Source organism: Arthrobacter sp. 05N428_2, from assembly GCF_056397065.1.
In genome coordinates this window covers 66,536-88,702 of sequence record NZ_JBFTMR010000013.1, presented here as the reverse complement: position 1 = coordinate 88,702, position 22,167 = coordinate 66,536, and the positions used below count along the sequence as shown (strand labels likewise).

General features: G+C 68.9%; 21 protein-coding genes. 15 read left to right on the top strand and 6 right to left on the bottom strand.

All coding sequences use genetic code 11. From position 1 onward, the window contains the following. The 4 genes from AC1DGI_RS14545 to AC1DGI_RS14530 form a co-directional block, all read left to right on the top strand. On the top strand, positions 1–1,072 hold a 1,072-nt coding region (locus AC1DGI_RS14545), incomplete at its 5' end, for a branched-chain amino acid ABC transporter permease (RefSeq protein ID WP_476899346.1). Continuing rightward, complete coding sequence (locus AC1DGI_RS14540) at positions 1,069–2,667, top strand: class I adenylate-forming enzyme family protein (protein ID WP_476899345.1); 1,599 nt, start codon at positions 1,069–1,071, stop codon at positions 2,665–2,667. The genes AC1DGI_RS14545 and AC1DGI_RS14540, both read left to right, overlap by 4 nt. Then, a complete protein-coding gene (locus tag AC1DGI_RS14535; protein ID WP_476899344.1) occupies positions 2,664–3,353 on the top strand; it encodes a TetR/AcrR family transcriptional regulator in 690 nt (229 codons plus the stop codon). The genes AC1DGI_RS14540 and AC1DGI_RS14535 overlap by 4 nt, the downstream gene beginning before the upstream one ends. After that, a complete protein-coding gene (locus AC1DGI_RS14530; protein WP_476899343.1) occupies positions 3,350–4,255 on the top strand; it encodes an alpha/beta hydrolase in 906 nt (301 codons plus the stop codon). The genes AC1DGI_RS14535 and AC1DGI_RS14530 overlap by 4 nt, the downstream gene beginning before the upstream one ends. 18 nt (positions 4,256–4,273) lie before the next feature. On the opposite strand, the gene AC1DGI_RS14525 is transcribed toward AC1DGI_RS14530, so the two are convergent. Together AC1DGI_RS14525 and moaA are read right to left on the bottom strand one after the other, a co-directional pair. Further along, on the bottom strand, positions 4,274–4,543 hold the full coding sequence (locus AC1DGI_RS14525; RefSeq protein ID WP_476899342.1) for a MoaD/ThiS family protein: 270 nt from the start codon (positions 4,541–4,543) through the stop codon (positions 4,274–4,276). Between the two features lie 6 nt (positions 4,544–4,549). Then, entirely contained in the window at positions 4,550–5,686 is a 1,137-nt protein-coding gene (gene moaA / locus AC1DGI_RS14520; protein ID WP_476899341.1) for a GTP 3',8-cyclase MoaA, read from the bottom strand. 66 nt (positions 5,687–5,752) lie between these two features. Between moaA and AC1DGI_RS14515 the strand changes: the two genes are divergently transcribed. The 7 genes from AC1DGI_RS14515 (at position 5,753) to AC1DGI_RS14485 (ending at position 11,464) form a co-directional block, all read left to right on the top strand. Next, the gene (locus AC1DGI_RS14515; protein WP_476899340.1) at positions 5,753–7,378 is read left to right on the top strand and encodes a molybdopterin-dependent oxidoreductase; all 1,626 of its coding nucleotides are present in this window, start codon (positions 5,753–5,755) and stop codon (positions 7,376–7,378) included. A gap of 26 nt (positions 7,379–7,404) precedes the next feature. Further along, entirely contained in the window at positions 7,405–8,622 is a 1,218-nt protein-coding gene (locus AC1DGI_RS14510) for a molybdopterin molybdotransferase MoeA (RefSeq protein ID WP_476899339.1), read from the top strand. Next, entirely contained in the window at positions 8,610–9,116 is a 507-nt protein-coding gene (moaC, locus tag AC1DGI_RS14505) for a cyclic pyranopterin monophosphate synthase MoaC (RefSeq protein ID WP_476899338.1), read from the top strand. The genes AC1DGI_RS14510 and moaC overlap by 13 nt, the downstream gene beginning before the upstream one ends. 11 nt (positions 9,117–9,127) lie before the next feature. Further along, positions 9,128–9,640, top strand: coding sequence for a MogA/MoaB family molybdenum cofactor biosynthesis protein (locus tag AC1DGI_RS14500; protein ID WP_476899337.1), 513 nt, complete (start codon positions 9,128–9,130; stop codon positions 9,638–9,640). After that, a complete protein-coding gene (locus tag AC1DGI_RS14495; RefSeq protein WP_476899336.1) occupies positions 9,630–10,097 on the top strand; it encodes a molybdenum cofactor biosynthesis protein MoaE in 468 nt (155 codons plus the stop codon). The genes AC1DGI_RS14500 and AC1DGI_RS14495 overlap by 11 nt, the downstream gene beginning before the upstream one ends. A gap of 120 nt (positions 10,098–10,217) precedes the next feature. Continuing rightward, positions 10,218–10,976: a 4-hydroxy-tetrahydrodipicolinate reductase gene (gene dapB, locus AC1DGI_RS14490; protein ID WP_476899335.1), complete on the top strand. Its 759-nt coding sequence runs from the start codon at positions 10,218–10,220 to the stop codon at positions 10,974–10,976. Beyond that, positions 10,976–11,464, top strand: a complete 489-nt coding sequence (locus tag AC1DGI_RS14485; RefSeq protein WP_476899334.1) for a hypothetical protein — start codon at positions 10,976–10,978, stop codon at positions 11,462–11,464. Before dapB ends, AC1DGI_RS14485 begins: the two co-directional genes overlap by 1 nt. A gap of 54 nt (positions 11,465–11,518) precedes the next feature. Here AC1DGI_RS14485 and AC1DGI_RS14480 read toward each other — a convergent pair whose 3' ends face one another. From AC1DGI_RS14480 to AC1DGI_RS14465, 4 genes are all read right to left on the bottom strand, one after another. Then, on the bottom strand, positions 11,519–12,754 hold the full coding sequence (locus tag AC1DGI_RS14480; protein ID WP_476899333.1) for a heparan-alpha-glucosaminide N-acetyltransferase domain-containing protein: 1,236 nt from the start codon (positions 12,752–12,754) through the stop codon (positions 11,519–11,521). A 126-nt stretch (positions 12,755–12,880) separates the two neighbouring features. Next, complete coding sequence (locus AC1DGI_RS14475) at positions 12,881–13,759, bottom strand: hypothetical protein (RefSeq protein WP_476899332.1); 879 nt, start codon at positions 13,757–13,759, stop codon at positions 12,881–12,883. A gap of 86 nt (positions 13,760–13,845) precedes the next feature. Continuing rightward, positions 13,846–14,502 (bottom strand): response regulator, encoded by a 657-nt coding sequence (locus AC1DGI_RS14470; protein ID WP_476899331.1) that lies wholly within the window; start codon positions 14,500–14,502, stop codon positions 13,846–13,848. After that, positions 14,499–15,758 carry a sensor histidine kinase gene (locus AC1DGI_RS14465; RefSeq protein WP_476899330.1) on the bottom strand — a complete coding sequence of 420 codons (1,260 nt, stop codon included), beginning with the start codon at positions 15,756–15,758 and terminating at the stop codon, positions 14,499–14,501. Before AC1DGI_RS14465 ends, AC1DGI_RS14470 begins: the two co-directional genes overlap by 4 nt. Positions 15,759–15,912: 154 nt before the next feature. Here AC1DGI_RS14465 and AC1DGI_RS14460 point away from each other — a divergent pair, with 154 nt between their 5' ends. From AC1DGI_RS14460 to AC1DGI_RS14445, 4 genes are all read left to right on the top strand, one after another. Then, complete coding sequence (locus AC1DGI_RS14460; protein WP_441402469.1) at positions 15,913–16,338, top strand: hypothetical protein; 426 nt, start codon at positions 15,913–15,915, stop codon at positions 16,336–16,338. A gap of 58 nt (positions 16,339–16,396) precedes the next feature. After that, entirely contained in the window at positions 16,397–17,305 is a 909-nt protein-coding gene (dapA, locus tag AC1DGI_RS14455) for a 4-hydroxy-tetrahydrodipicolinate synthase (protein WP_441400519.1), read from the top strand. A gap of 60 nt (positions 17,306–17,365) precedes the next feature. Further along, the gene (locus AC1DGI_RS14450) at positions 17,366–19,054 is read left to right on the top strand and encodes a ribonuclease J (protein ID WP_476899329.1); all 1,689 of its coding nucleotides are present in this window, start codon (positions 17,366–17,368) and stop codon (positions 19,052–19,054) included. Between the two features lie 172 nt (positions 19,055–19,226). Beyond that, the gene (locus tag AC1DGI_RS14445) at positions 19,227–22,148 is read left to right on the top strand and encodes an FtsK/SpoIIIE family DNA translocase (protein WP_476899328.1); all 2,922 of its coding nucleotides are present in this window, start codon (positions 19,227–19,229) and stop codon (positions 22,146–22,148) included. The last annotated feature ends 19 nt before the right edge of the window (positions 22,149–22,167 follow it).

The window sequence follows — 22,167 nt, the reverse complement described above, 5'->3', positions numbered from 1 at the left end:
GGCCGCCGGCCTGGCGGGGCTGCTGCTCCTGGTCCTGCTCCCGTTGCTGAACCTCTCGCTGCCCGGCGTGCTGCCCGGCCCGAGCTACACCCCCGGATCCCTGCAGCTGCTGGCCATGTGCATGCTGATGGCGGCCGCGGCCCTGACCTACCACCTGCTGCTGGGCGTGGCCGGGCTGCTCTCCTTCGGGCACGCCCTCTACTTTGGTGCCGGCGTCTACGGGCTGGCCATCATCCTGCAGAACCTGGACATTCCGCTGCTGCCGGCGATGGGCCTGACCCTGCTGATCGTGATCGTGCTGGCCCATGTGGTGGGCAGCATCAGCCTGCGCGTCAGCGGCATCCCCTTCGCGATGGTGACCCTCGCGTTCGCCCAGGCCGGCTCGGTGATTGTGGGCCGCAACCCCGAGGGCAAGACCGGCGGCGACGAGGGCCTGACGCTGCGCACCGACAATCTGCCCGACTTCCTGGTCGGCGTCGTGAACACCCGCAACCTGTACTGGCTGGCGCTGGCCGTGCTGGTGGCGGTGTTCGTCATCGTCACCTGGGTGCAGTCCTCCCGGGCCGGCCACGCCGCGGCAGCCGTGCGCGAGAACGAACTCCGGGTCCGTGTCCTGGGCCTGCAGCCCTACCTGGTGAAGCTGCTGATCTTCGTGGTCTCCGCCGTCCTGGTCTGCACCATCGGCATGGCCTTCCTGCTGCTGCAGAGCGGCGCGGTGCCCCGCGCGATGTCCGCGGACCTCACCATCACGCTGCTCGTGATGGTGGTCCTGGGCGGCGTCGGCTCGCGCTGGGGAGCCGTGATCGGCGGCGTGTTCTACACGATCCTGGACCAGCGCCTGACGACGCTCGCCAACTCCGAGGCCGTCAAGTCGCTCCCGGACATCCTGCGTGTACCGTTGTCCGAACCGCTATTCATCCTCGGCACACTCTTCATCCTGGTGGTGCTTTTCCTGCCCGGCGGCATCACCGGCACCGCCGAGCGGCTTGCTCAGCGCCGCCGCCGAGGCATCCGGGGCGCCGGCAGCGCGGGTACGGAGACGCCCCGCGACATCTTGGAGGACGCCGCATGAGCACCGCAACCGGCCCGTCCCGATCCGACGGCCTGCACACCCTGGGCCGCTGGACCGCCGACCGCAGCCTGGCCACCCCGCACCGGGTGGCCATCGACGACCGCGGCTGCAGCCTGCTCTACAGCGAGCTGGAACGCCGCGCGGCGGCCCTGGCCGCCGCGTTCCTGGCCGCCGGCTACCGGATCGGCGACCGGATCGCGACCCTGACCGGCAACAGCTCCGACCACGTGGTGGCCTTCTTCGCATGCGCCAAGGCCGGACTCGTCCTGGTTCCGCTGTCCTGGCGGCTCTCACCCCGGGAGCTCGCCGCCCAGTTGGAGCTCGCCGACCCCCAACTGCTGCTGGTCGAAGGCGAACTCGACTCCCTCGCCGCAGCAGCCTGCGCCCTGTTGCCGCACCGTCCGCGGACCGCGGCCCTCGGGCCCGGCGGCGTGGAGAAGTCCGTCCCGACGCCGTCCCGCGTGCAGCCGGCAGCGCCCGGAGCGCCGGACGGATCGGGGGCGGCCCGCCGGGAAGTGCGCGACGACGATGCCCTGCTGATGATCTTCACCTCGGGCACGGAGGGCGCCAGCAAGGCCGCCGTCCTGACCCACTCGAACTGCTTCTGGAACAACCTCTCCTTGTCCCGCACCCTCGAGATGGGCAGCAGTGACGTGGTACTGGCCGTGCTGCCGCAGTTCCACGTGGGCGGTTGGAACATCCAGCCGCTGCTGGCCTGGTGGACCGGAGCCACCGTGGTGCTGGAGCGCGGCTTCGAACCGGGCCGGGTCCTGCAGCTGATCGCAGAGCGCGGTGTGACCATGCTGATGGCCGTCCCCACCCAGTACCTGATGCTGGCCGAGCACCCGGACTTCGCCCACGCCGAACTGTCCAGCCTGCGCCACGCGGTGGTGGGCGGCGCGCCGATGCCGGCGCCGCTGCTGCGGATCTGGCACCGCAGGGGCGTGGCGCTGAGCCAGGGCTACGGCCTGACGGAGGCCTCACCGAACGTGCTGTGCCTGGCCAACGAAGACGCCGCCCGGATGGTGGGCTACTCCGGCAAACCGTACCCACACGTCGCCGTCGCTGTGGCGGACCCCGTCACCGGGGAAATCCTCGACGGCGCCGCGACCGGCGAGCTGCTGGTGGGCGGACCGGGCGTGTTTGCCGGCTACTTCCGCGACCCGGTTGCCACCGCGGCCGTCCTGGCCGACGGCTGGCTGCGCACCGGCGACCTGGTGGAACGCGACGCCGAGGGGTACATCAAGGTGGTGGACCGGCTCAAGGACATCTACATCTCCGGCGGCGAGAACGTGGCCCCGGCCGAGGTCGAGGCCGCCTTGCTGGGCCATCCCGCGGTGGCGCAGGCCGCCGTCGTCGGGGTGGAGGATGAGCGCTGGGGTGAAACCGGCGTGGCATTCGTGGTGGTCCGTCCCGGCATGGCCACAGACGAGCAGGAACTGCTGGAGCATTGCGCCTCGCAGCTGGCCCGCTTCAAGGTCCCGGTGCGGATCGAGACGGTTGCGGCGCTGCCCCGCACGGCGTTGAACAAGGTCCTCCGCGGCAGGCTGCGCCAGGACCTGGCGGCACGCGCGGCGGCGGGAGAACGAGCATGAGCGCCGCGCCGCGCACCGCCCGGGGGACGCGTACCAGGGCCAAGCTGCTGGAGGCCGCGGAGTCCGTCTTCGCCTCGGTGGGCTACCACGAGGCCTCGATCGTCAAGATCACCGAGGCCGCCGGCGTCGGCCTCGGCACCTTCTATCTGTACTTCGATGGCAAGCAGGCCATCTTCGACGAGGTGGTTGAGGACTTGAACCGGCGGGTCCGGCATGCCATGACCGATGCGGCCAGGAGCGCGGGCACCCGGCTGGAGGCCGAACGGGCCGGTTTCCGCGCGTTCTTCCGCTTCACCGCCCAGCACCCGGCCCTCTACCGGATCATCCGCCAGGCCGAATTCGTCTCGCCCGGCGCCCTGCGGCTGCATTACACCCGGATCGTCAACGGCTACATCGAAGGCCTCAAAGCGGCCCAGCTCAGCCGCGAGGTCCGGGAAATGGATCCCACCGTCGCGGCCTGGGCCCTGATGGGCATCGGCGAGCTGATCGGCATGCGCTGGGTCCTGTGGGACGAGGAAGGCGCGGAGCCCGCTGCCGGCGCCCGGCCGGACGTGCCCGACGAAGTCTTCGAGGAAATGATGCAGTTCATCGAACGGGCCCTCGCGCCCGACGCCGGCTCAGCCCCGGGGGCCTCCCCGGCACCGACCCCCAACCCCACCCCGCCCCAGGAAGGGACAGCACCATGACCCAGACAGCCAGCCAGGACACCTACCGCACCGTCGAGGTGGCGGTCCGCGGCGGTACGCTGCACACCGCGCAGTGGGGCCCGGAGGACCCCGATGCCCCGACCATCCTCGCCGTCCACGGCGTGACGGCGTCGCACAAGGCCTGGCCGTACCTGGTCGAGGCGCTGCCGGAGGTGCGGATCATCGCTCCGGACCTGCGCGGGCGCGGCCGCAGCAACGCACTGCCCGGACCGTACGGCATGCCCACGCACGCGGCGGATCTCGCGGCCGTCCTCGCGGAGCTGGCACCGGCGCCCGTCGTCGTCGTCGGCCATTCAATGGGTGCCTTCGCCTCCCTCGTCCTGGCGAACCGGTTCCCGGAACACGTCCGCTCGCTCGTGCTGGTGGACGGCGGCCTGCCGCTCCAGGTCCCGGCGGGGCTCTCGGACGAGGAGATCGTTGCCGCGGTGCTGGGACCGGCCGCCGAGCGCCTTAGCGCCACCTTTCCCAGCCGCGAGGTGTACCGCAATTTCTGGCGGCAGCATCCGGCGTTCAGCGCAGACTGGGGCCCGCTCGTGGAGGCCTACGTGGATTATGACCTCACCGGCGAGGAGCCGGAACTGCGTCCGGCCACCCGCTACCAGGCGATGGCAGAAGACAGTGCCGAACTGCACCGCGGCGCGTCGCTGCTGAAGGCCTTGGATGAGCTCATGGTGGATACCCAGGTCCTCCGGGCGCCGCGCGGCCTGCTCAACGAGCCGGCCGGACTCTACGCGCCCGGCTACCTCGAGGACTGGGCCGCGAAGCTGCCGACCCTGCGGGTCCGCGAGGTGCCGGACGTCAACCACTACACGATCGTGATGGGCGCCGCCGGGGCCGGGGCCGTGGCGGAAAGTGTGCGGGAGGCCCTCGCCGGGAGGTGAGGCCCTAGCCGAGGGTGCCTAGCCGCCGGCAAACGGCGGCAGCACGTCGACGACGTCGTCCGGCGCCAGGACCGCGGCGGCGTGGTCCCGCACGGCCACCTCGTTGAGCAGGAAGCTTGAACGGGACAGGATGCGGGCCAGCGGCGGGGTGCCCGCCGGCGGGTCCGGGCGCTCGACGGCGAGGATCGCCTCCAGCAGGGCCGGCAGCGTGGCGCCGTCGGAGAGTTCGAATTTTTCCTCGTCGGCGCCGGCAGCGGCGCGCGCGGCAGCGAAGTAGCGTACATTCACAGGGGTTCAGCCTCCGATGGCGCTCATGCTGCGGTCCGGCTGGACGAAGTCCGGGGCGCCCAGCCCGACGTGGTCCATGCCGTGGGCCTTGGGCTTGAGCCACATGGCGTCCTGCCAGCGTTCGGCCAGCTGGTCGTCGCTGGCACCGTCGCGCAGGAGCCCCAGCAGGTCGGTCTCCTCCCGGGAAAAGAGGCAGCTCATGATCTTGCCCTCGGCCGTGATGCGGGTCCGGCGGCAGTCGGCGCAGAACGGTTCGGTGACCGAGGCGATGATTCCCACGGTGCCGAGCACGGGGCCGGTGGCCGCGTCCGTGCCGGGGACCCGGGCGCGGACCTCGAAACGCTCGGCCGGGGCGCCGTCGCGGTCCCGCGGATCGGCGCTGAGCACGTAGTCGACGGAGAGCAGTTCCCGGATTTCCGCGGCGGTGATCATGTTTCGGCGGGTCCAGCCGTGGTCGGCGTCCAGCGGCATCTGTTCGATGAAACGCAGCTCGTAGCCGCGGTCCAGCGCCCACGCGAGCAGGGCGGGGGATTCGACGTCGTTGATGCCGCGCATCAGCACGGCGTTGAGCTTCACGGGACCCAGGCCGGCGGCCCAGGCCGCGTCCACGCCCGCGAGGACCCGGTTCAGGAAGGGGCGGCGGGTCAGCTTGGTGAAGGTTTCCTCGTGCAGTGAATCCAAGGACACGTTGATCCGGGTGAGGCCGGCGGCCTTCAGCCCGGCCGCCTTCTTGTCGAGCCCGACGGCGTTGGTGGTCATGGAGATCGGAAGGTCCGGGTGGGCCTGGCGAAGCGCGGCAATGATGTCCAGCAGGTCGGCCCGGACCAGCGGCTCGCCGCCTGTGAGTCGGAGTTCGCGGACGCCGAGCATGTCGACCCCGATCCGCACGATCCGCACGATCTCTTCCGCGGTCATGACCGCCTGTTTGGCCAGCCACTCCAGGCCTTCGGCCGGCATGCAGTAGCTGCAGCGAAGGTTGCATTTATCCGTCAGCGAGAGCCGCATGTCGGTGGCGCGGCGGCCGTAACGGTCCACAAGTCCGGCGGCCATATCCGCCGGGCGCCCGGCCGGTTGCGGCGCTGAACGGCCATCGCCGGGTCGGCTGTCCGGGCGGGGCCGGGGCATGCCAAGCTGAACACTCATAACGTCAGGCTACGCCAAAGCGGGCCGGGCATCACGCCCGGAGGATTGCGAACCTATGCTGGACGTATGAACACCTCCCGGGTCGCCCCGGATGCGACCGCCAGCGGAACGCCGACGCCGGCCGGACGGCGCACCGTGTGGTGGGCCGCGGCGGCCGGGGTGGCCGCCGTCGGCGCCGGCGTCGTCCTCGGCGAACTGGCCGCCGGGCTCCTCAGCCCCTCCGTGTCGCCCGTGACAGCCGTCGGCGGGGCCGTGATCGACGCCGTCCCGCCGGGCGTCAAGGACGGGGTGATCGCGCTCTTCGGCACGGCGGACAAGTTGGCGCTGCTCAGCGGCATGGGCCTGGTCATCGCGGCGCTGGCGGCGCTGGCCGGGGTGCTGGAATGGCGCCGACGCTTCGCCGGCCTGGCCGTGATCGCAGTCTTTGGGCTGGTGGGCCTCGCCGCCGTGCTGACCCGGGCCGAGGTGACCGCCAATGCCCTCCCCGTCCCACTGCTGGGAGCCGCGCTCGGCATGGCGCTGTTGAGCTGGCTGATCCGCCGCCTCCGGGAGTGGCGCATGCCCGCCGGGCCGCAAGCCGCGGGCCCGGCGTCCGCGGGTCCGGAGCCCGCGGCGGCGGCCCCGGCCCGCCGCCGCTTCCTGCAGTCCCTGGCCATCACCACGGCAGTCCTCGCCTTGGGCGGCCTGTTGGCGTCCACCCTGCGCGGTGCGGCCGACGCGGTCGCCGGGCTGCGCACCAAACTTCAGTTGCCCGTCCCGGCGTCAGGAGCCGCAGCGGTCCCCGCCGGGGCAGAGCTCGGCCTGGCCGGGCTGTCGCCCTTGGTGACTCCGAACAAGGACTTCTACCGGATCGACACCGCACTGCGTGTCCCGCTGGTGGACCCGCGCGAGTGGAAGCTAAAAGTCACCGGCCTGGTGGACCGCGAGATCGAACTGGACTTCGACACCCTGCTGGCCAAGCCCATGACCGAGCGGCACATCACGATCGCCTGCGTTTCCAACGAGGTGGGCGGGGACCTGATCGGTAACGCGCGCTGGCTCGGCTGGCCGGTCCGGGAACTGCTGGCCCAAGCAGGCCCCAGGCCGGGCGCAGATATGGTGCTCTCCCGCAGCGTCGACGGCTGGACCGCGGGAACCCCGCTGGAGGTGCTCACGGACACCCGGGACGCGCTGCTGGTGGTGGGGATGAACGGGGAGCCGCTGCCGCTGGAGCACGGCTTCCCGGTCCGGCTCATCGTCCCCGGGCTTTACGGCTACGTTTCGGCGACCAAGTGGGTCACCGAACTGAAGGTGACGCGGTTCGCGGACGACGTCGCCTACTGGACCCCGCGCGGCTGGAGCGAGCGCGGACCGATCAAGACGTCGTCGCGGATCGACGTGCCCCGGGGCGGGCGGAGCGTGAGCGCCGGGACGGTGGACGTGGGCGGCGTCGCGTGGTCCCAGCACCGCGGCATCGGCAAGGTGGAGGTGCGGGTAAACCGCGGCGACTGGAAGCAGGCCGACCTGGCGCCCTCAATCTCCACCGACACCTGGTGCCAATGGAAAATCGCCCTGCCGCTGGGCCCGGGACAGTATGAGGTGCAGGTTCGGGCCACCGACCTGGCCGGCGTCCCGCAGGTGGAGGAGAGCGCACCGCCGGCACCCGACGGGGCCACCGGCTACCACACGGTTACAGTGGACGTGAAGTCCTAGTCCGCCGAGCCAAAGGTCACGAACGTATGCACCGCACCGCGCACAGGCCCGCCACCGTGGAAGCGCACCGGGACAAGGTCCGCGGGCTGCTGTCACCCTTGGCCGCCCACGTCGAGATCGTGCCGCTTCGGGAGGCGCTGGGTCGCGGGCTGGCCGCCGACGTCACGGCCCCGTTGGACCTTCCCCCCTTTGCCAACTCGCAGATGGACGGCTTCGCGATCCGCAGCGCCGACATCCCGGTGGGCGGGGCCGAACTGCGTGTCACCGCCCCGGTCCCGGCCGGCGCCGAGCCCGCCGCGCTGGCCTTTGGCAGCGCCGCACCCATCATGACCGGCGCCATGATCCCTGCCGGCGCCGACGCCGTCGTCCCCATCGAACAGGCAGTTCCCGATTCCTTCCCCCCACCCGGGGCGGCTGCCACGGTGCGCTTGCCCGTAGCCCCGGCAGGGAACTTCGTCCGCGACGCCGGCAGCGACATCGCCGCCGGGGAGCCTGCGCTCGCCGCCGGGGCCTTCCTGGGCCCGGGACAGCTGGGCCTGCTGGCAGCGCTGGGCCTGACCGAGGTGCCGGTGCACGTCCAGCCCCGGGTTCTGCTGGTGACGACCGGCGACGAGGTGGTGGAGCCGGGCAGGCCGCTGCAGCCCGGCAAGATCTACGACGCCAACGGCACCCTGCTCGACTCCGCGCTGCGCCAGGCCGGACTCCAGGTGACGCGGACCGGCATCTCCGCCGACGACCCCGCGGAACTTGAGCTTCTCCTGCGGGCCCATGCGCCCGACGTGGACCTGATCGTCACTACCGGGGGAGTCAGCAAGGGCGCCTACGAGGTGGTCCGGCAGGCGCTGGCGGGGCACGACGTCGAATTCGGTGCCGTAGCCATGCAGCCGGGCGGCCCGCAGGGCATCGGAAGCCTCGACGGCGTGCCCGTCCTCAGTTTCCCGGGGAACCCGGTCAGCTGCATCGTTTCCTTCGAAATGTTCCTCCGGCCCGTACTCGCCGATCTGTTCGGCTCGCCCGCGCGCCGCACAACGGTCCGTGCCCGGCTGGCCGAAGCCGTGTCCTCCCCGGAGAACAAGCACCAGGTCCGGCGCGGAACGCTCAGCCCGGACGGCACCGTCCGGTTCGAGGGCGGCGCCGGCTCCCACCTGGTGCACGCCCTGGCCCGGGCGAACGCCCTGGTGCATATCCCGGCGGGAACCGCAGCGCTCGCCGCGGGCGACGAGGTGGAAGTATGGATGCTGTGAACCCAGCAGAGAACAACTCACCGGACAAACCGGTACTGACCCACCTCCGGCAGGACGGCACCGCCCAGATGGTCGACGTGTCCAACAAGGCCGAAACCACGCGCGAGGCCACCGCCACCGCCACCGTGAACAGCACGGCCGAAGTCCTGGCACTGCTCGGCGCCGGTGAACTGCCCAAGGGCGATGCGCTGGCCGTTGCCCGGGTCGCCGGGATCCTGGCCGCCAAGAAAACCGCTGACCTCATCCCGCTGTGCCACCCGCTGCCGATCACGAAGGTCACCGTCGACTTCGAACTCGGTGACGACTCGGTCACGGTGTTCGCCACGGTTAAGACCCGGGGCGTGACCGGGGTGGAGATGGAAGCCCTCACCGCGGCTTCGGTCGCGGCCCTCAGCGTGTACGACATGATCAAGGCCGTGGACAAGCGCGCGGTACTGACGGACATTAAGGTGCTGGCCAAGAGCGGCGGAAAGAGCGGGGACTGGACACTGTGACCCTTCCAGGAATGAACCAGCCCGAACCACACCGCCACGGCGAGGCCACCGGCCGAAGGGCCGGCATCGTGATCGCCTCCACCCGGGCCGCCGCCGGCATCTACGAAGACCTCACCGGCCCCGTCATCGCCGACTGGCTGACCGAACACGGCTTCGAGCCCTTCCCCGCGATGGTGGTGCCCGACGGCGAGCCCGTCGGCGGGGCCCTGCGCGCGCTGCTCACCCAGCACCCGGCCGTCATTATCACCAGCGGCGGCACCGGGCTCAGCCCCACCGACGCCACGCCCGAACAGACGCTGCCGCTCCTGGACCGGGAGATTCCCGGCATCATGGAAGGCCTGCGGAGCGCCGGCACAGCCAAGACACCCATGGCCATGCTCAGCCGCGGGCACGCCGGCGCCGCCGGCAGCACTTTCATCATCAACCTTCCCGGATCCCCGAAGGGCGTCATGGACGGCCTGAGCGTGCTGGATCCGATCATCGGACACCTCTGCGACCAGCTGGAAGGCAGCCATGGACACTGAATCCGGTTTTGAAATCGTGCGCGCCGTGCTTAGCGCCGAGCCCATTTCGGTGGACCAGGCGATCGCCGCCGTCGAGTCGGACACGGCCGGGGCGGTGGTGAGCTTCAGCGGCGTCGTCCGCAACCACGACGGCGGCAAGCCGGTACTCCGGCTCAGCTACACCGCGCATCCGACGGCGCACCAGGTGATGGCCGACGTCGTCGGGCAGCTGATCACCGAGCAGGCGCCCACCGCCGCGGACGGGCCGGCCCAGCCGGTGCGGATCTGGGCCGCCCACCGGATCGGCATGCTGGCGATCGGCGACCCGGCCCTGGTCTGCGCGGTCTCGGCCGCGCACCGCGGGCAGGCCTTCGCGGTGTGCTCCGAGCTCGTGGATCGGATCAAGGACCAGGTTCCGGTCTGGAAGGAACAGTTCTTCGCCGACGGCACCGTCGAGTGGGTCGGCGCGGGCGGCTAAAACCGGTCGGCACGGGCGGGTAACGGGAGCCGGCACCGGCGGGTAACGGGAGCCGGCACCGGCGGGTAACGCCAGGTCCCGGTTCCAGCCGGGGCGTGCCGCGGCGGTAGGGTTGATGGCATGACCGAACAACTCGCCGTCGCCGTTCTGGGCGCCAACGGGCGCATGGGCGCCGAGGCCGTCAAGGCCGTCGACGCCGCCGAAGACCTCAAGCTCGTCGCGGCCCTGGGCCGCAACGATTCCCTGGACGCCCTGCTGGACTCCGGCGCCCGCATCGTGGTGGACCTGACTGTCCCCGAAAGCACCGAAGCGAACGTCGCGTTCGCCGTCGAACACGGCATCCACGCCGTCGTCGGCACCACCGGCTGGGACCCGGACCGCCTCGCACGGCTTGAGGCGCTCCTCGCGGCCCGGCCCGGCGTCGGTGTCCTGATCGCCCCGAATTTCGCCCTCGGCTCCGTCCTCGCGTCCGCCTTCGCCGCGAAGGCGTCCCGGTACTTCGAATCGGTAGAAATCATTGAGCTCCACCACCCGGACAAGTTGGATGCGCCCTCCGGCACCGCCGTGCGCACCGCCCAGCTGATCGCCGCGGAGCGCACCGAGGCCGGCGTCGCGGCCAGCCCGGATGCCACCACCAGCGAACGCCCGGGGGCACGCGGCTGCGAGGTCGACGGCGTCCGCGTCCACAGCGTCCGCCTGCGCGGCCTCGTGGCGCACCAGGAGGTCCTGCTGGGCGGACCCGGGGAGCAGCTGACCTTCCGCCACGATTCCTTCGACCGGGCTTCCTTCATGCCCGGCGTGCTGCTGGGCGTGCGCAACGTCGCGGCGAACCCGGGGCTTACCGTAGGCCTGGACGGCTACCTGGATCTGGGCCTCTGATGGGCAACGTCCTGACCGGGTTTAAGGCCAACCGCACCAAGATCTGGGTGGGGGCCGTGACGCTCCTGCTGGTGTTCTACCTGGTCGTGTCCCTGCAGCGCTCGGTGCTGCTGCTCTCCGATGCCAACCTGGTCGCGAAGGGCCTTGGACTCGCGTACCTGGCGTTGCCGGTGGTCGGGGCCTGGGCGCTGGTGCGTGAGCTGCTCTTCGGCGCCCGGACCGAACGGATGGCGAAGATCCTGGAGGCGGAGGGCGGACTGCCGGAAGACACCCTGCCCCGCACCCCCGCCGGCCGGATCATCCGGGAAGCCGCGGACCTGGAATTCGAGAAGTACCGGGAAGAAGCCGAAGCCGAACCCGGGGACTGGCGCTCCTGGTTCCGGCTCAGCTGCGCCTACGACGCCGCCGGCGACCGCAAGCGCGCCCGGGCGTCCATGCGCGACGCCGTCCGCCTCTTCCGCGCCGCTCCGCCCATCACCGGCGCCTAGCGCCACCGGGAACGCCGGCCTCGCTGAGCGCGGCCGCGGCTGGCAGAGCCCGGCTTAGCGGAGCCCGGCCCGCCGACCGCGGCCCAGCCCGCTGGCGGCATGCCCCGCCCATTCAAGTGGTCCGCGCCAGGACAATGCCGCGAACGCACTGCCCAGGATCAGCACGGCGACGACCTGCGCCCAAAACACGCCTTCTACGCTCCACCCGGCGGGGAGCGGATGGCCGGACAGGGACGCCATGACGCACAGGTGTGCCGTGTAGAGGCTCAGGGTCAGGGCGCCGGCGCCGCGCAACGGCAGCAGCAGATCGAGCTGGATCCACTCGCCGAGCCGTCCCAGCAACAGGCAGAGGCCCACCACCGCGGCGGCGACCCCCGACGTGTGCAGCAGGTCCAGAGTGGTGCCCGAATGCGGGGCGCTTGAGGCCAGCCACCAGGCCGAACCGGACTGGTTGATTCCCGCGAGATTCACCTGCAGCAGGCTCGCCAGAGGATACGCCGGATCGCCCAGCTCCTCCTGCAGCGCGGCCCGGCCACCCCAGTCCTCCATCAAGACCTGGCTCAGCCATTTGGCGCCGACCGCGGCAAGAGTTCCGGCCGCCAGCAGGAGTACCGGAACCGCCGCCGTCGTCAGGGCCAGCCGTCCGATCGCCAGGCCGATAAGCAGGTAGGCGAGCCATTGCAGGACGGGGTAGTAGCCGGTCAGGAACAGGTCGCCGAACAACCGCGCGGGGGTGGCCAGATCCTCCCAGCCGGGGTTGTGGCCAAGCTGCAAGGGCGGCTCGGCGGCCAGCAGCCACGGCCGCAGGAGGTAGGCCAGGATGGGCGTGACCAGCAACCAGGCCGCCGCGAGGGTCCAAAGGTGCCTCGGGCGCAGCCCGAGGAAGGGCAGCACGCAGAGAAACAGCAGCGCATAGTGGACCAGGATCACGGCGATGTTGACGTCCAGGCCGCCAAGGGAGAACCCGACGGCGCCCACCACCAGCGCCCGCAGCGCGATGCCGCGGCGCGCGGCCCACAGCTCTGTGCCCTCCGGCGGACGCTCCCTTCCCGTGGAGAGCGCCAGGCCGATTCCCGCGAGCACGGCGAACAGCGCCGAGGCGCGCCCGGAAAAGGCCAGCCCGACCCAGGTGGGAGTGAGCTGCGCGTCTGATTCGAACGTGGGGAGCACGTGGGTGGCCATCATGCCCAGCAACGCCAGCCCCCGGGCCGCGTCGACGCCGGTCAGCCGGGCCGCTACCGCCTTGCCTCCGGCCGTCCGGGAAGGTATAGCCGTGCCGCGCGAGGTCATCGTCCGATCGTCTCATGTCCGGTCCGCCGGGCGGCTCCGCGGGCGTCGTCAACGCGCAGAGGACGACGGCGTCCTGTCACCCCCGAATCCTGACAGGGCGCCACTCGGCTGGTCCTCCGTAAAACGCTACTTCGATGCAGTGGCGCCCAGCACTGCCGCCTTCGCGTCAGCGGTCCGGCGAATCTCTTTGACCTTGGCGATCTGCGGGGCCAGCTCCTGCATGCGTGTGGTCAAGTACTTGTCCAAGACTTTGTCCAGTGCGGGATGGAACCCGGTTTTGTCTCGGCAGACCGCGTCGGTCACGGCGATCCTAAACTCTTCCTGGCCGCCGGAACGTTTTCCCGCATCGGCGGCCTGCTGCGGGTTCGCAAAGGAGGCGTAAGGGGTTTCTTTCATGCAGGCCGCCCAGTCACCGATGGCTTTGGTAATGCCGGAGTCGCCGGAGGCGGACAGGCTGGCCGGGAGAACTGAGTTGTAGGCGACGCCGGTGGCGAGCATGTAATTTTCCGTGCTGCCGTAGATCTGTGTCATGGCTTCGCCGCGGCATCCGCCGGAGGAGGTGCCCATGCCTTCCACCGTGGTCATTGACGCGGTGTCCCCGGGACCGGTGAGTGCCCTGGTGAAGGCCGGATTGGCGAAGAGTTTCCCGTCCGCGGACCCGGGCGCGGGCTCGTGGGGTCCTTGAGGCCCGGTGCTGGCGTAGCCGCTGGCTTTGGCGGCGTCGACCGTAAGCCGTTTGAATCCGATGGCTCCGTTGAGGTCCATAGTCATCTCGGAGCTGGGCGGTGTGTAGTCGAAGCCGGCCTTGGCCATGCAGCGCCGGACAGCTTCCTGCATGCCCTTTTCGGCGATCGGATCGGATGAGGCGTAGGCCTCTGCCTGGCGGATGATGCCCGGGATGGGCTCTGGTGATGCGGTAACCGACGCGGCCGGGATCGCGGCAGCGGCCAGTGCCGCGCCGGTGCCTACGATCAGCACGGCAGCGCCGAAGATCTTCTTCTTCATGGTGGTTCCTTCGGTTGTTTTGGGCAATGCGGCGGCCGGCCTTCCCTAGGGGAAGGCTTCGGTAGCTGGGTAAGTGATCTTGGCGCCTAGTTCAGTACGTTGTTTTCGTAGGCGAAGGCGACGAGCTGGATGCGGTTCTTCAGCTTGAGTTTCGCCAGGATGCTGCCGACGTGGGATTTCACCGTGGCCTCGCTGAGTACCAGTGACGCGGCGATTTCGGCGTTTCCGAGCCCTTTGGCGGTCAGGAGAAACACGTCGCGTTCCCTTCCGGACAGGTCTGCCAGTGCCGCGTCGTTCCCCGAGGAGGGCGTGGTGTAGTCGCGCAGCAGTTCGTTGGTGAGGGCCGGGGCGATGACTGAGTGGCCGGAGTGAACCGTTCGGATGGCAGCCAGCAGGAAGTCTGGTGTGGTGTCTTTGGTGAGGAAACCGGCGGCGCCGACCTGGATGGCGCGGACAACGGCTTCGTCATGCTGGATGGTGGTCAGAACGATGATTTTGGTGGCAGTTCCTCCGGGCGTGGCCAGGATTGTCCTTGTAGCGGTGATTCCGTCCATGACAGGCATGCGGATGTCCATAAGGAGTACATCGGGGCATGTCGCGTGGACGAGGTCGACGGCGGCCGCCCCGTTGGTGGCTTCACCGACAAGGTCCATATCGGGCTGGCTGCGAAGGATCATTTTTAGCCCGGCACTGAACAGCGGCTGGTCATCGGCCAAGGCAATCCGGATCGGCGCCGCGGTCATGGCTTTGCTCCTTCCAAGGCGGGGATGCGAGGCTTCGCGGGTGTTGCCGTGGCGTGCTGGTCGGGAGTGGCCGACGGGAGGAAGGCCAGTACTTCGAAGGTCTTTTCGCCCCGGACAGTTTCCACCCAGCCGCCGGCGGCTGCGGCGCGGGCTTTCATTCCTGCTAGACCGCGGCCGGGTGGGGCGGTCTTCTGCGCCGCTGCCGGATTTGTGATCAGCGACGATCTGCTCCGCAGCTCGAGGGACGCCTCGTTCCAGACCAACTGCAGCTGTGCTCCCTGGTTCCGGTTCCCGTGCTTGAACGCGTTCGTCAGGCTTTCTTGCGCCAGACGGTAGACCGTCAGCTCCTGAGCGGCGCTCATGTCCCATGGTTCGCCTGTCGATTCGATCGTGACGGGCATGCCGCTGGAGCTCAGACGGTCGGCAAGTCCCACGAGATCTTCAACGGTGTGGGTCGGTTGGTTGCTTAGGTCCGTGGAGAAGCCTTCGATCAGTCGGCGCGTTTCGACCAGTGCGGTCCTTGCTGATTCGGCGATGACCCTTGATGCCTCCTCGACTGATTCCGGTTCTGTGCGGTGGATGAAGCGGATTCCGTCGGCTTGGGCCACGATGACCGCCAGCGAATGTGCCAGGACATCGTGCAGCTCGCCCGCGATTCTGTTGCGTTCCTGTTCGACGGCGAGTTCGGTCGCCGTCTCGCGCAGCCGGGCTTCTGCCGCGAGCTGGGCCCTCCGGCTCCTGGATGCGTTGACTACGGCCACGCCGCCGGCCCAGGCGGCGAGGTTCAGGGCGGCGAACGCGCCGAAAATCAGAAAAGCGTAAGTGGCGGACCGCAGTACTCCCCGGCCATAGATCTGGTTGCCGAAAATGAAGTTGATCCAGGTCTGGTCAGTGAACCAGTTCACGGTCGTAATGCCGGCGAATACGACTGCGGAGGTGGGGAGGATCCACCTGTGCCGGGTTTTCCACGCGATCACGGCAAAGAAGACGACGACCGGAACGACGGCATAGCTCAGCACACCGGACAAAAGGACCGCCGGGAAGACCTTGAGGCTCTGCAGGGTCAGGGCGATCAAAACCACACCCAGGGCGGCCGCCGGAAGGAGCTCGGCGACCGCGGCTGCCGTCAGGAGCGCGAACAGCAAAGCACTCTTCTGGTCGAAATGGCGCTCCTCCAGGATGAGGAGTGTTCCCAGAAGCGTCGTGGCCGCGGCCGGTGCCGCGAGGAGCCTTAGAGACCGGATGGTGTTGAACATGCCTTCACCCTAAGCGGGCTCCAACCAACCACCGGCCCAATTCGAGTGAGTTCCAACCCATTGATGAGGAAGTTCCCCCGAGTGGATGACCCGGCCGCCGGCCGGCGGCCACGCAAGGGTTGTATTCGAATATATGTTCGAATATTATGCAAGCATGAACCACGCAGCAGAACCGGCTCCAGGCGCTTCCTACAAGGCGAGTGATTCCTACCAGCCAGACCCCACCCGCCCAGCGGAGGGTCGACGCGACGGCGACGGTGTGCTGAAGGCGATGAGCCCCGGCGTCGTCGATTTTCTTTTTCGGCGGTTGGTCGCAGGGGAGCCGCCCGAAGACGTCCAGTGGCACCGGGAGGGCACTGCCTTGGCCGCGCAACCGCCCGGCGCCGAGTTGGCCCGCAGGCTCGCCGAAACGGATCTGGAGGCACTTACTCCGACGGAGTTGTTTCACTATGTCCGCGCAGCCCAGCGTCTGGCGACGTGGGCCGAAGCCCTGCGCGAAGACGCCGTGGGGCGATACTGCGCCGTTCCGGGGCCGCGTCACGGCCGACCGGCCGGCACGGCGCAGGAGGGCCGAATTTGACGCGCATCACGCCGGCGCCATTGTTCTAACGAGCAGGGGACAGGGTAACGTTTTTCCTATGGCTGACTCTGACATTCGTTCCTACACGTTCGGAACCCTTGTGACCGCCATGGTCACTCCGTTCACCAACGACGGTGAGGTCGATTATCAGGGGTCCGCTGAGCTGGCCAACAAGCTCGTCGACGACGGCAACGATGCCCTCGTAATCTCCGGCACAACGGGGGAGACCTCCACGCTCGAAGACGACGAAAAGGAACAATTGTTCCGTGTCATCGTCGAGGCAGTGGGGGACCGGGCCAAGGTTATCGCCGGCACCGGCACGAACCATACCTCGCACTCGATCGAGATGGCCAAGCGCGCCGCCAAGGCAGGCGCCCATGGCCAGTTGATCGTCACGCCTTATTACAACAAGCCCAGCCAGGCCGGTATTCAGGCCCATGTCGAGGCCGTCGCCGATGCCGCGGACCTGCCGGTCATGGTCTACGACATTCCGGGCCGTGCCGGTGTGCCGATCCTGCCGGAAACCATGATCCGGCTCGCGGACCACCCCCGCATCGTGGCCCTCAAGGACGCTAAGGCCGATTTCGCCGCGGTGACCCGCGTGATGGCGAACACGGACCTGGACGTTTACTCGGGCGACGACGGACTGACCCTGCCGTGGATGGCGGCCGGCGCCGTGGGGCTTGTCAGCGTCTCGGCCCATGTGGCCACCAAGCAGTTCCGTGCGATGATCGACGCCGCACTTGCAGGCGATTTTGCCACCGCCCGCACCATACATTTCGAACTGGACCCCGTGGTCCGTGCAGTGATGACCCATATTCAGGGTGCTGTTGCTGCGAAGCAAGTTCTTAAGTGGCAGGGAGTCCTGCCCAACTCGGTTGTCCGCTTGCCCCTCGTGGAGCCGGGCGATGCCGAGATCGAAACGATCCGCGAGGACTTGGCGGAAGCAGGGCTCGTCTTCTCCTGATCCGGCACTTTGCCTGATCAGCCGCAGACAGCTCCTGCTCCGCCTGGAAAGTAGTGCACTATGACCCAAACCGCCCTTCCCGGCCTTGTCACGCCGCCGAAACTGCCCCGGAACACCCTGCGGATCGTGCCGCTCGGCGGTCTCGGCGAGATCGGCCGCAACATGACGGTCTTCGAAATCGAAGGCAAGCTGCTGATCGTTGACTGCGGCGTCCTCTTCCCCGAGGAGACCCAGCCCGGTGTAGACCTGATCCTGCCGGACTTCTCCTACATCAAGGACCGTCTCGACGACATCGTGGCCGTCATCCTCACCCACGGCCACGAGGATCACATCGGCGCCGTTCCCTACCTGCTGCGTCTGCGCAGCGACATCCCGCTCGTGGGCTCCCAGCTGACGCTGGCCCTGATCGAAGCGAAGCTCCAGGAACACCGGATCAGGCCGACCACCATGATCGTGAGCGAAGGTCAGGTCCAGAAGTTCGGCCCCTTCGAATGCGAATTCGTGGCCGTCAACCACTCGATCCCGGACGCCCTGGCCGTCTTCCTGCGCACCTCCGGCGGCAGCGTGCTGCACACCGGTGACTTCAAAATGGACCAGCTGCCCCTCGATGGCCGGATCACCGACCTGCGCCACTTCGCCAAGCTCGGCGAAGAGGGCGTGGACCTGTTCATGTCCGACTCCACCAACGCCGACGTCCCCGGTTTCACCACCGCGGAAAAGGAAATCGGCCCCACCCTGGACCGGCTCTTCGGCCAGGCTTCCAAGCGGATTATCGTGGCGTCGTTCTCGTCCCATGTGCACCGCGTCCAACAGGTGCTCGACGCCGCGGCGAACCACAACCGCAAGGTGGCCTTCGTCGGCCGCTCGATGGTCCGCAACATGACCATCGCCGCTAAGCTCGGCTACCTTGAGGTGCCGGACGGCATCCTGGTCGACATCAAGAACATCGACAACCTGCCGGATAACCGCGTGGTTCTGATGTCCACCGGCTCTCAGGGCGAACCGATGGCCGCGCTGTCCCGCATGGCGAACGGCGACCACCGCGTCGTCGTCGGCCAGGGCGACACCGTCATCCTCGCCTCCAGCCTCATCCCGGGCAACGAGAACGCCGTCTTCCGCATCATCAACGGCCTCCTCAAGCTCGGCGCGGACGTCATCCACAAGGGCAACGCCAAGGTCCACGTCTCCGGCCACGCCGCCGCCGGCGAGCTCCTCTACTGCTACAACATCCTCGAGCCGCTCAACGCCATGCCGGTGCACGGCGAGACGCGCCACCTGATCGCCAACGGCAAGATCGCCCTCGAATCGGGCGTTCCCGAGGAGAGCATCCTGCTGGCTGACAACGGCACCGTCATCGATCTCCGCGATCACCAGGCCGACGTCGTGGGCCAGGTTGAGGTTGGCTTTGTTTACGTCGACGGCTCCAGCGTCGGCGAGGTTACCGAGGCTGACCTCAAGGACCGCCAGACGCTCGGCGACGAGGGCTTCATCTCCATCATCACGGTCATCCACCGCGCCACCGGCAAGGTAGTCTCCGGGCCCGAAATCCACGCCCGCGGCGTGGCCGAGGATGACGCCGTCTTCGACGAAATCATCCCCAAGATCAACGCCGCACTTGAGGAAGCCGTGCAGAACCGGGACCACACCTCCCAGCAGCTCCAGCAGGTTGTCCGCCGTGTGGTAGGCACCTGGGTCAACCGCAAGCTGCGCCGCAAGCCGATGATCATCCCGGTGGTCCTCGAAGCCTAAGAGCAGCACCTAACCGGCCTTCCCCGCCGGCACCGCCCCCTGACGGCGACCGGCGGGGGAGGCCGTTTTCCATGTCCGGCCCCGGATCTATGGCTCCACTTTGCCCCAACATGATCCCCGCCCGCCCCGGAAATCCGCGGGTTCGGGAGCTGCGTCGGGTACCGTTGCAGCTATGGCGACACGCACCTCCTCCGCGCCAAAAGGCAGCTCCAGCGGCAACTCCAGGGGCAAACCAGGCAGCTCTCCGGCCCGGGGCTCCGGCGCAGCTGCGTCCAAACCCAGCCGCTCGCAGGGGACCGCGCGTACCCGGCAGATGGCCGCCGTCGAACCTCGGCAGCCCTGGCTGGTGCGGGTCGTGGCCGGGGCCTGGCTGGGGATCGGCCACGTCGTCGGCGCCGGCGTCCGACGGATCGGCCAGGACGTCAGCGGCCTGGAACCGGCGGACCGCCGCGACGGCGCCGCCCTGTTCAACCTCGCGCTCGGTGTCTTCATCGCCACGTTTGCCTGGTGGGGCTTCCAAGGCTGGTTCCCCGACCTGGTCTTCGGCATCGTCAACGGCACGTTCGGCTGGATGTCGCTGCTCCTGCCGCTGATGCTGTTCGTTTGCGCCTTCCGCCTGTTCCGCCAGCCCGTGGACGGCCGTGGCAACAACCGGATCGGCATCGGTTTCCTCATCATGACCTTCGCCGGTTGCGGCCTGGCGCACATCATCGGCGGCCAGCCGACCGTCGCCGATGGCTTCGACGGGCTGCGTCGCGCCGGCGGCATGCTGGGCTACCTCGCGGCCGCTCCGCTGGCCACCATCCACGCCGGCGTTCCGCTGGCCCTGTACGGACTGCTGGCCTTCACCTCGCTGCTGATCGTGACCGCCACCCCGTTTGGCGCCATCCCGTCCCGGCTCCGCGAAGCCTATGAGCACCTGATGGGCATCGATCTGCAGGAAGAAGTCGATAACGACGGCCACGACCGCAGCTACCTGTACGAAAACGATGCCCCCGCGCCCAAGAGGAAGCGCAAGCGCCTCTTCGGGAAGAACCAGGATGACGACGCCGGACTGGAAGGCTACGTCGGCGACGAAGCCTTCGAACGCGCCGTCGTCGAGGACGAGGACCCGACAGAGGCCGGCAGCGCCCGGGGCGGCAAGGGTTCCAGGCCCGTGGCGCCCGGTGTTCGGCGGCCCACCCAGGCGGAGATTGCCGTCGAGAAAATCAAGGCGGCCCAGGGCCTCGGCACCACGGCAGGGGCCGTGGGGGAGAACGCCACCGAGGCGATCCCGCTGGTGACCCCCGGCATGATCGCGGCCGGATCGCTGAACCCTTCGCTGAAGACCGGCGCGGGGGCGGGGCCCACCGTGCCCGCCAACCCGGTTGCCCCGGCGCCGCTACCCACCCCGATCCCGCAGCGCACCGAACAGCTCTCCCTCGCCGGCGATGTCACCTATACGCTGCCGGCGTCGGACCTGCTCACGCCCGGCAGTATCCCCAAGGAGCGAACCGAAGCCAACGACGCCATCGTCGCCTCCCTGACGGACACGCTGAACCAATTCAACGTGGACGCCCAGGTGACGGGCTTCAGCCGCGGCCCCACAGTGACCCGGTACGAGATCGAGCTGTCCGCGGGCACCAAGGTGGAACGCGTCACCGCCCTGTCCAAGAACATCTCCTACGCCGTCGCGAGCTCCGATGTGCGGATCCTGAGCCCCATCCCGGGCAAGTCCGCGATCGGCATCGAGATCCCCAACTCGGACCGCGAGACCGTGTCCCTGGGTGATGTGCTGCGCAGCCAGAACGCCCGCCGCACGGACCACCCCATGGTGATGGGCGTCGGCAAGGACGTTGAGGGTGGTTACGTCGTGGCCAACCTCGCGAAGATGCCGCACCTGCTCGTGGCCGGTGCCACCGGCGCCGGCAAGTCCTCGTTCGTGAACTCGATGATCACCTCGATCCTGATGCGGGCCACCCCGGACGAGGTCCGCATGGTCATGGTGGACCCCAAGCGGGTGGAACTGACCGCCTACGAGGGCGTCCCGCACCTGATCACCCCGATCATCACCAACCCCAAAAAGGCCGCCGAAGCGCTGCAGTGGGTGGTCCGCGAAATGGACGCCCGCTACGACGACCTCGCCAACTACGGCTTCAAGCACATCGACGACTTCAACAAGGCCGTCCGGGCCGGCAAGGTCCTCCCGCCGGTGGATTCCAAGCGCGTCATCCGCCCGTACCCGTACCTGCTGGTGATCGTGGACGAACTCGCCGACCTCATGATGGTGGCCCCGCGCGACGTCGAGGATTCCATCGTCCGTATCACCCAGCTGGCCCGCGCCGCCGGTATCCACCTGGTGCTCGCCACCCAGCGACCCTCCGTGGACGTCGTCACCGGCCTGATCAAGGCCAACGTCCCGTCCCGGATGGCCTTCGCCACCTCCTCCGTCACCGACTCCCGCGTGGTCCTGGACCAGCCCGGCGCCGAAAAGCTGATCGGCCAGGGCGACGCGCTCTTCCTGCCGATGGGCGCCTCCAAGGCGATGCGTGTGCAGGGTRCCTGGGTCACCGAGTCCGAAATCCACAAGGTGGTCGAACACGTCAAGGGCCAGCTCAAGGCCGTCTACCGCGACGACGTCGCCCCCGAGGCGCAGAAGAAGCAGATCGACGACGACATCGGAGACGACCTAGAGGTGCTGTTGCAGGCCACCGAGCTGGTCGTCACGACGCAGTTCGGCTCGACGTCGATGCTCCAGCGCAAGCTGCGCGTCGGCTTCGCCAAGGCCGGCCGCCTGATGGACCTGCTCGAATCCAGGGGAGTGGTGGGGCCCTCGGAGGGCTCCAAGGCCCGCGACGTGCTGGTCAAGCCGGACGACCTCGCGGCCGTCCTGGCCGCGATGAAGGGCCAGCAGGGGCCGGTGATCGCCGATTCCCAGACCGCCGCGCTGAGCGAGAACGCCAACGCGAACATCGCGCAGGGCGGCTACGCCGAGGACCTGGTGGCCGCCGATCTGGACAACCGCACCCAAAGCGTCGAATATTACGACGGCGCCGACGGCGGCGGCGAGGACGACGAAGGATCCGAGGACGCCTGGTCGCTCACCGGACGGTAGTCGGCGGAGACGGTAGCCT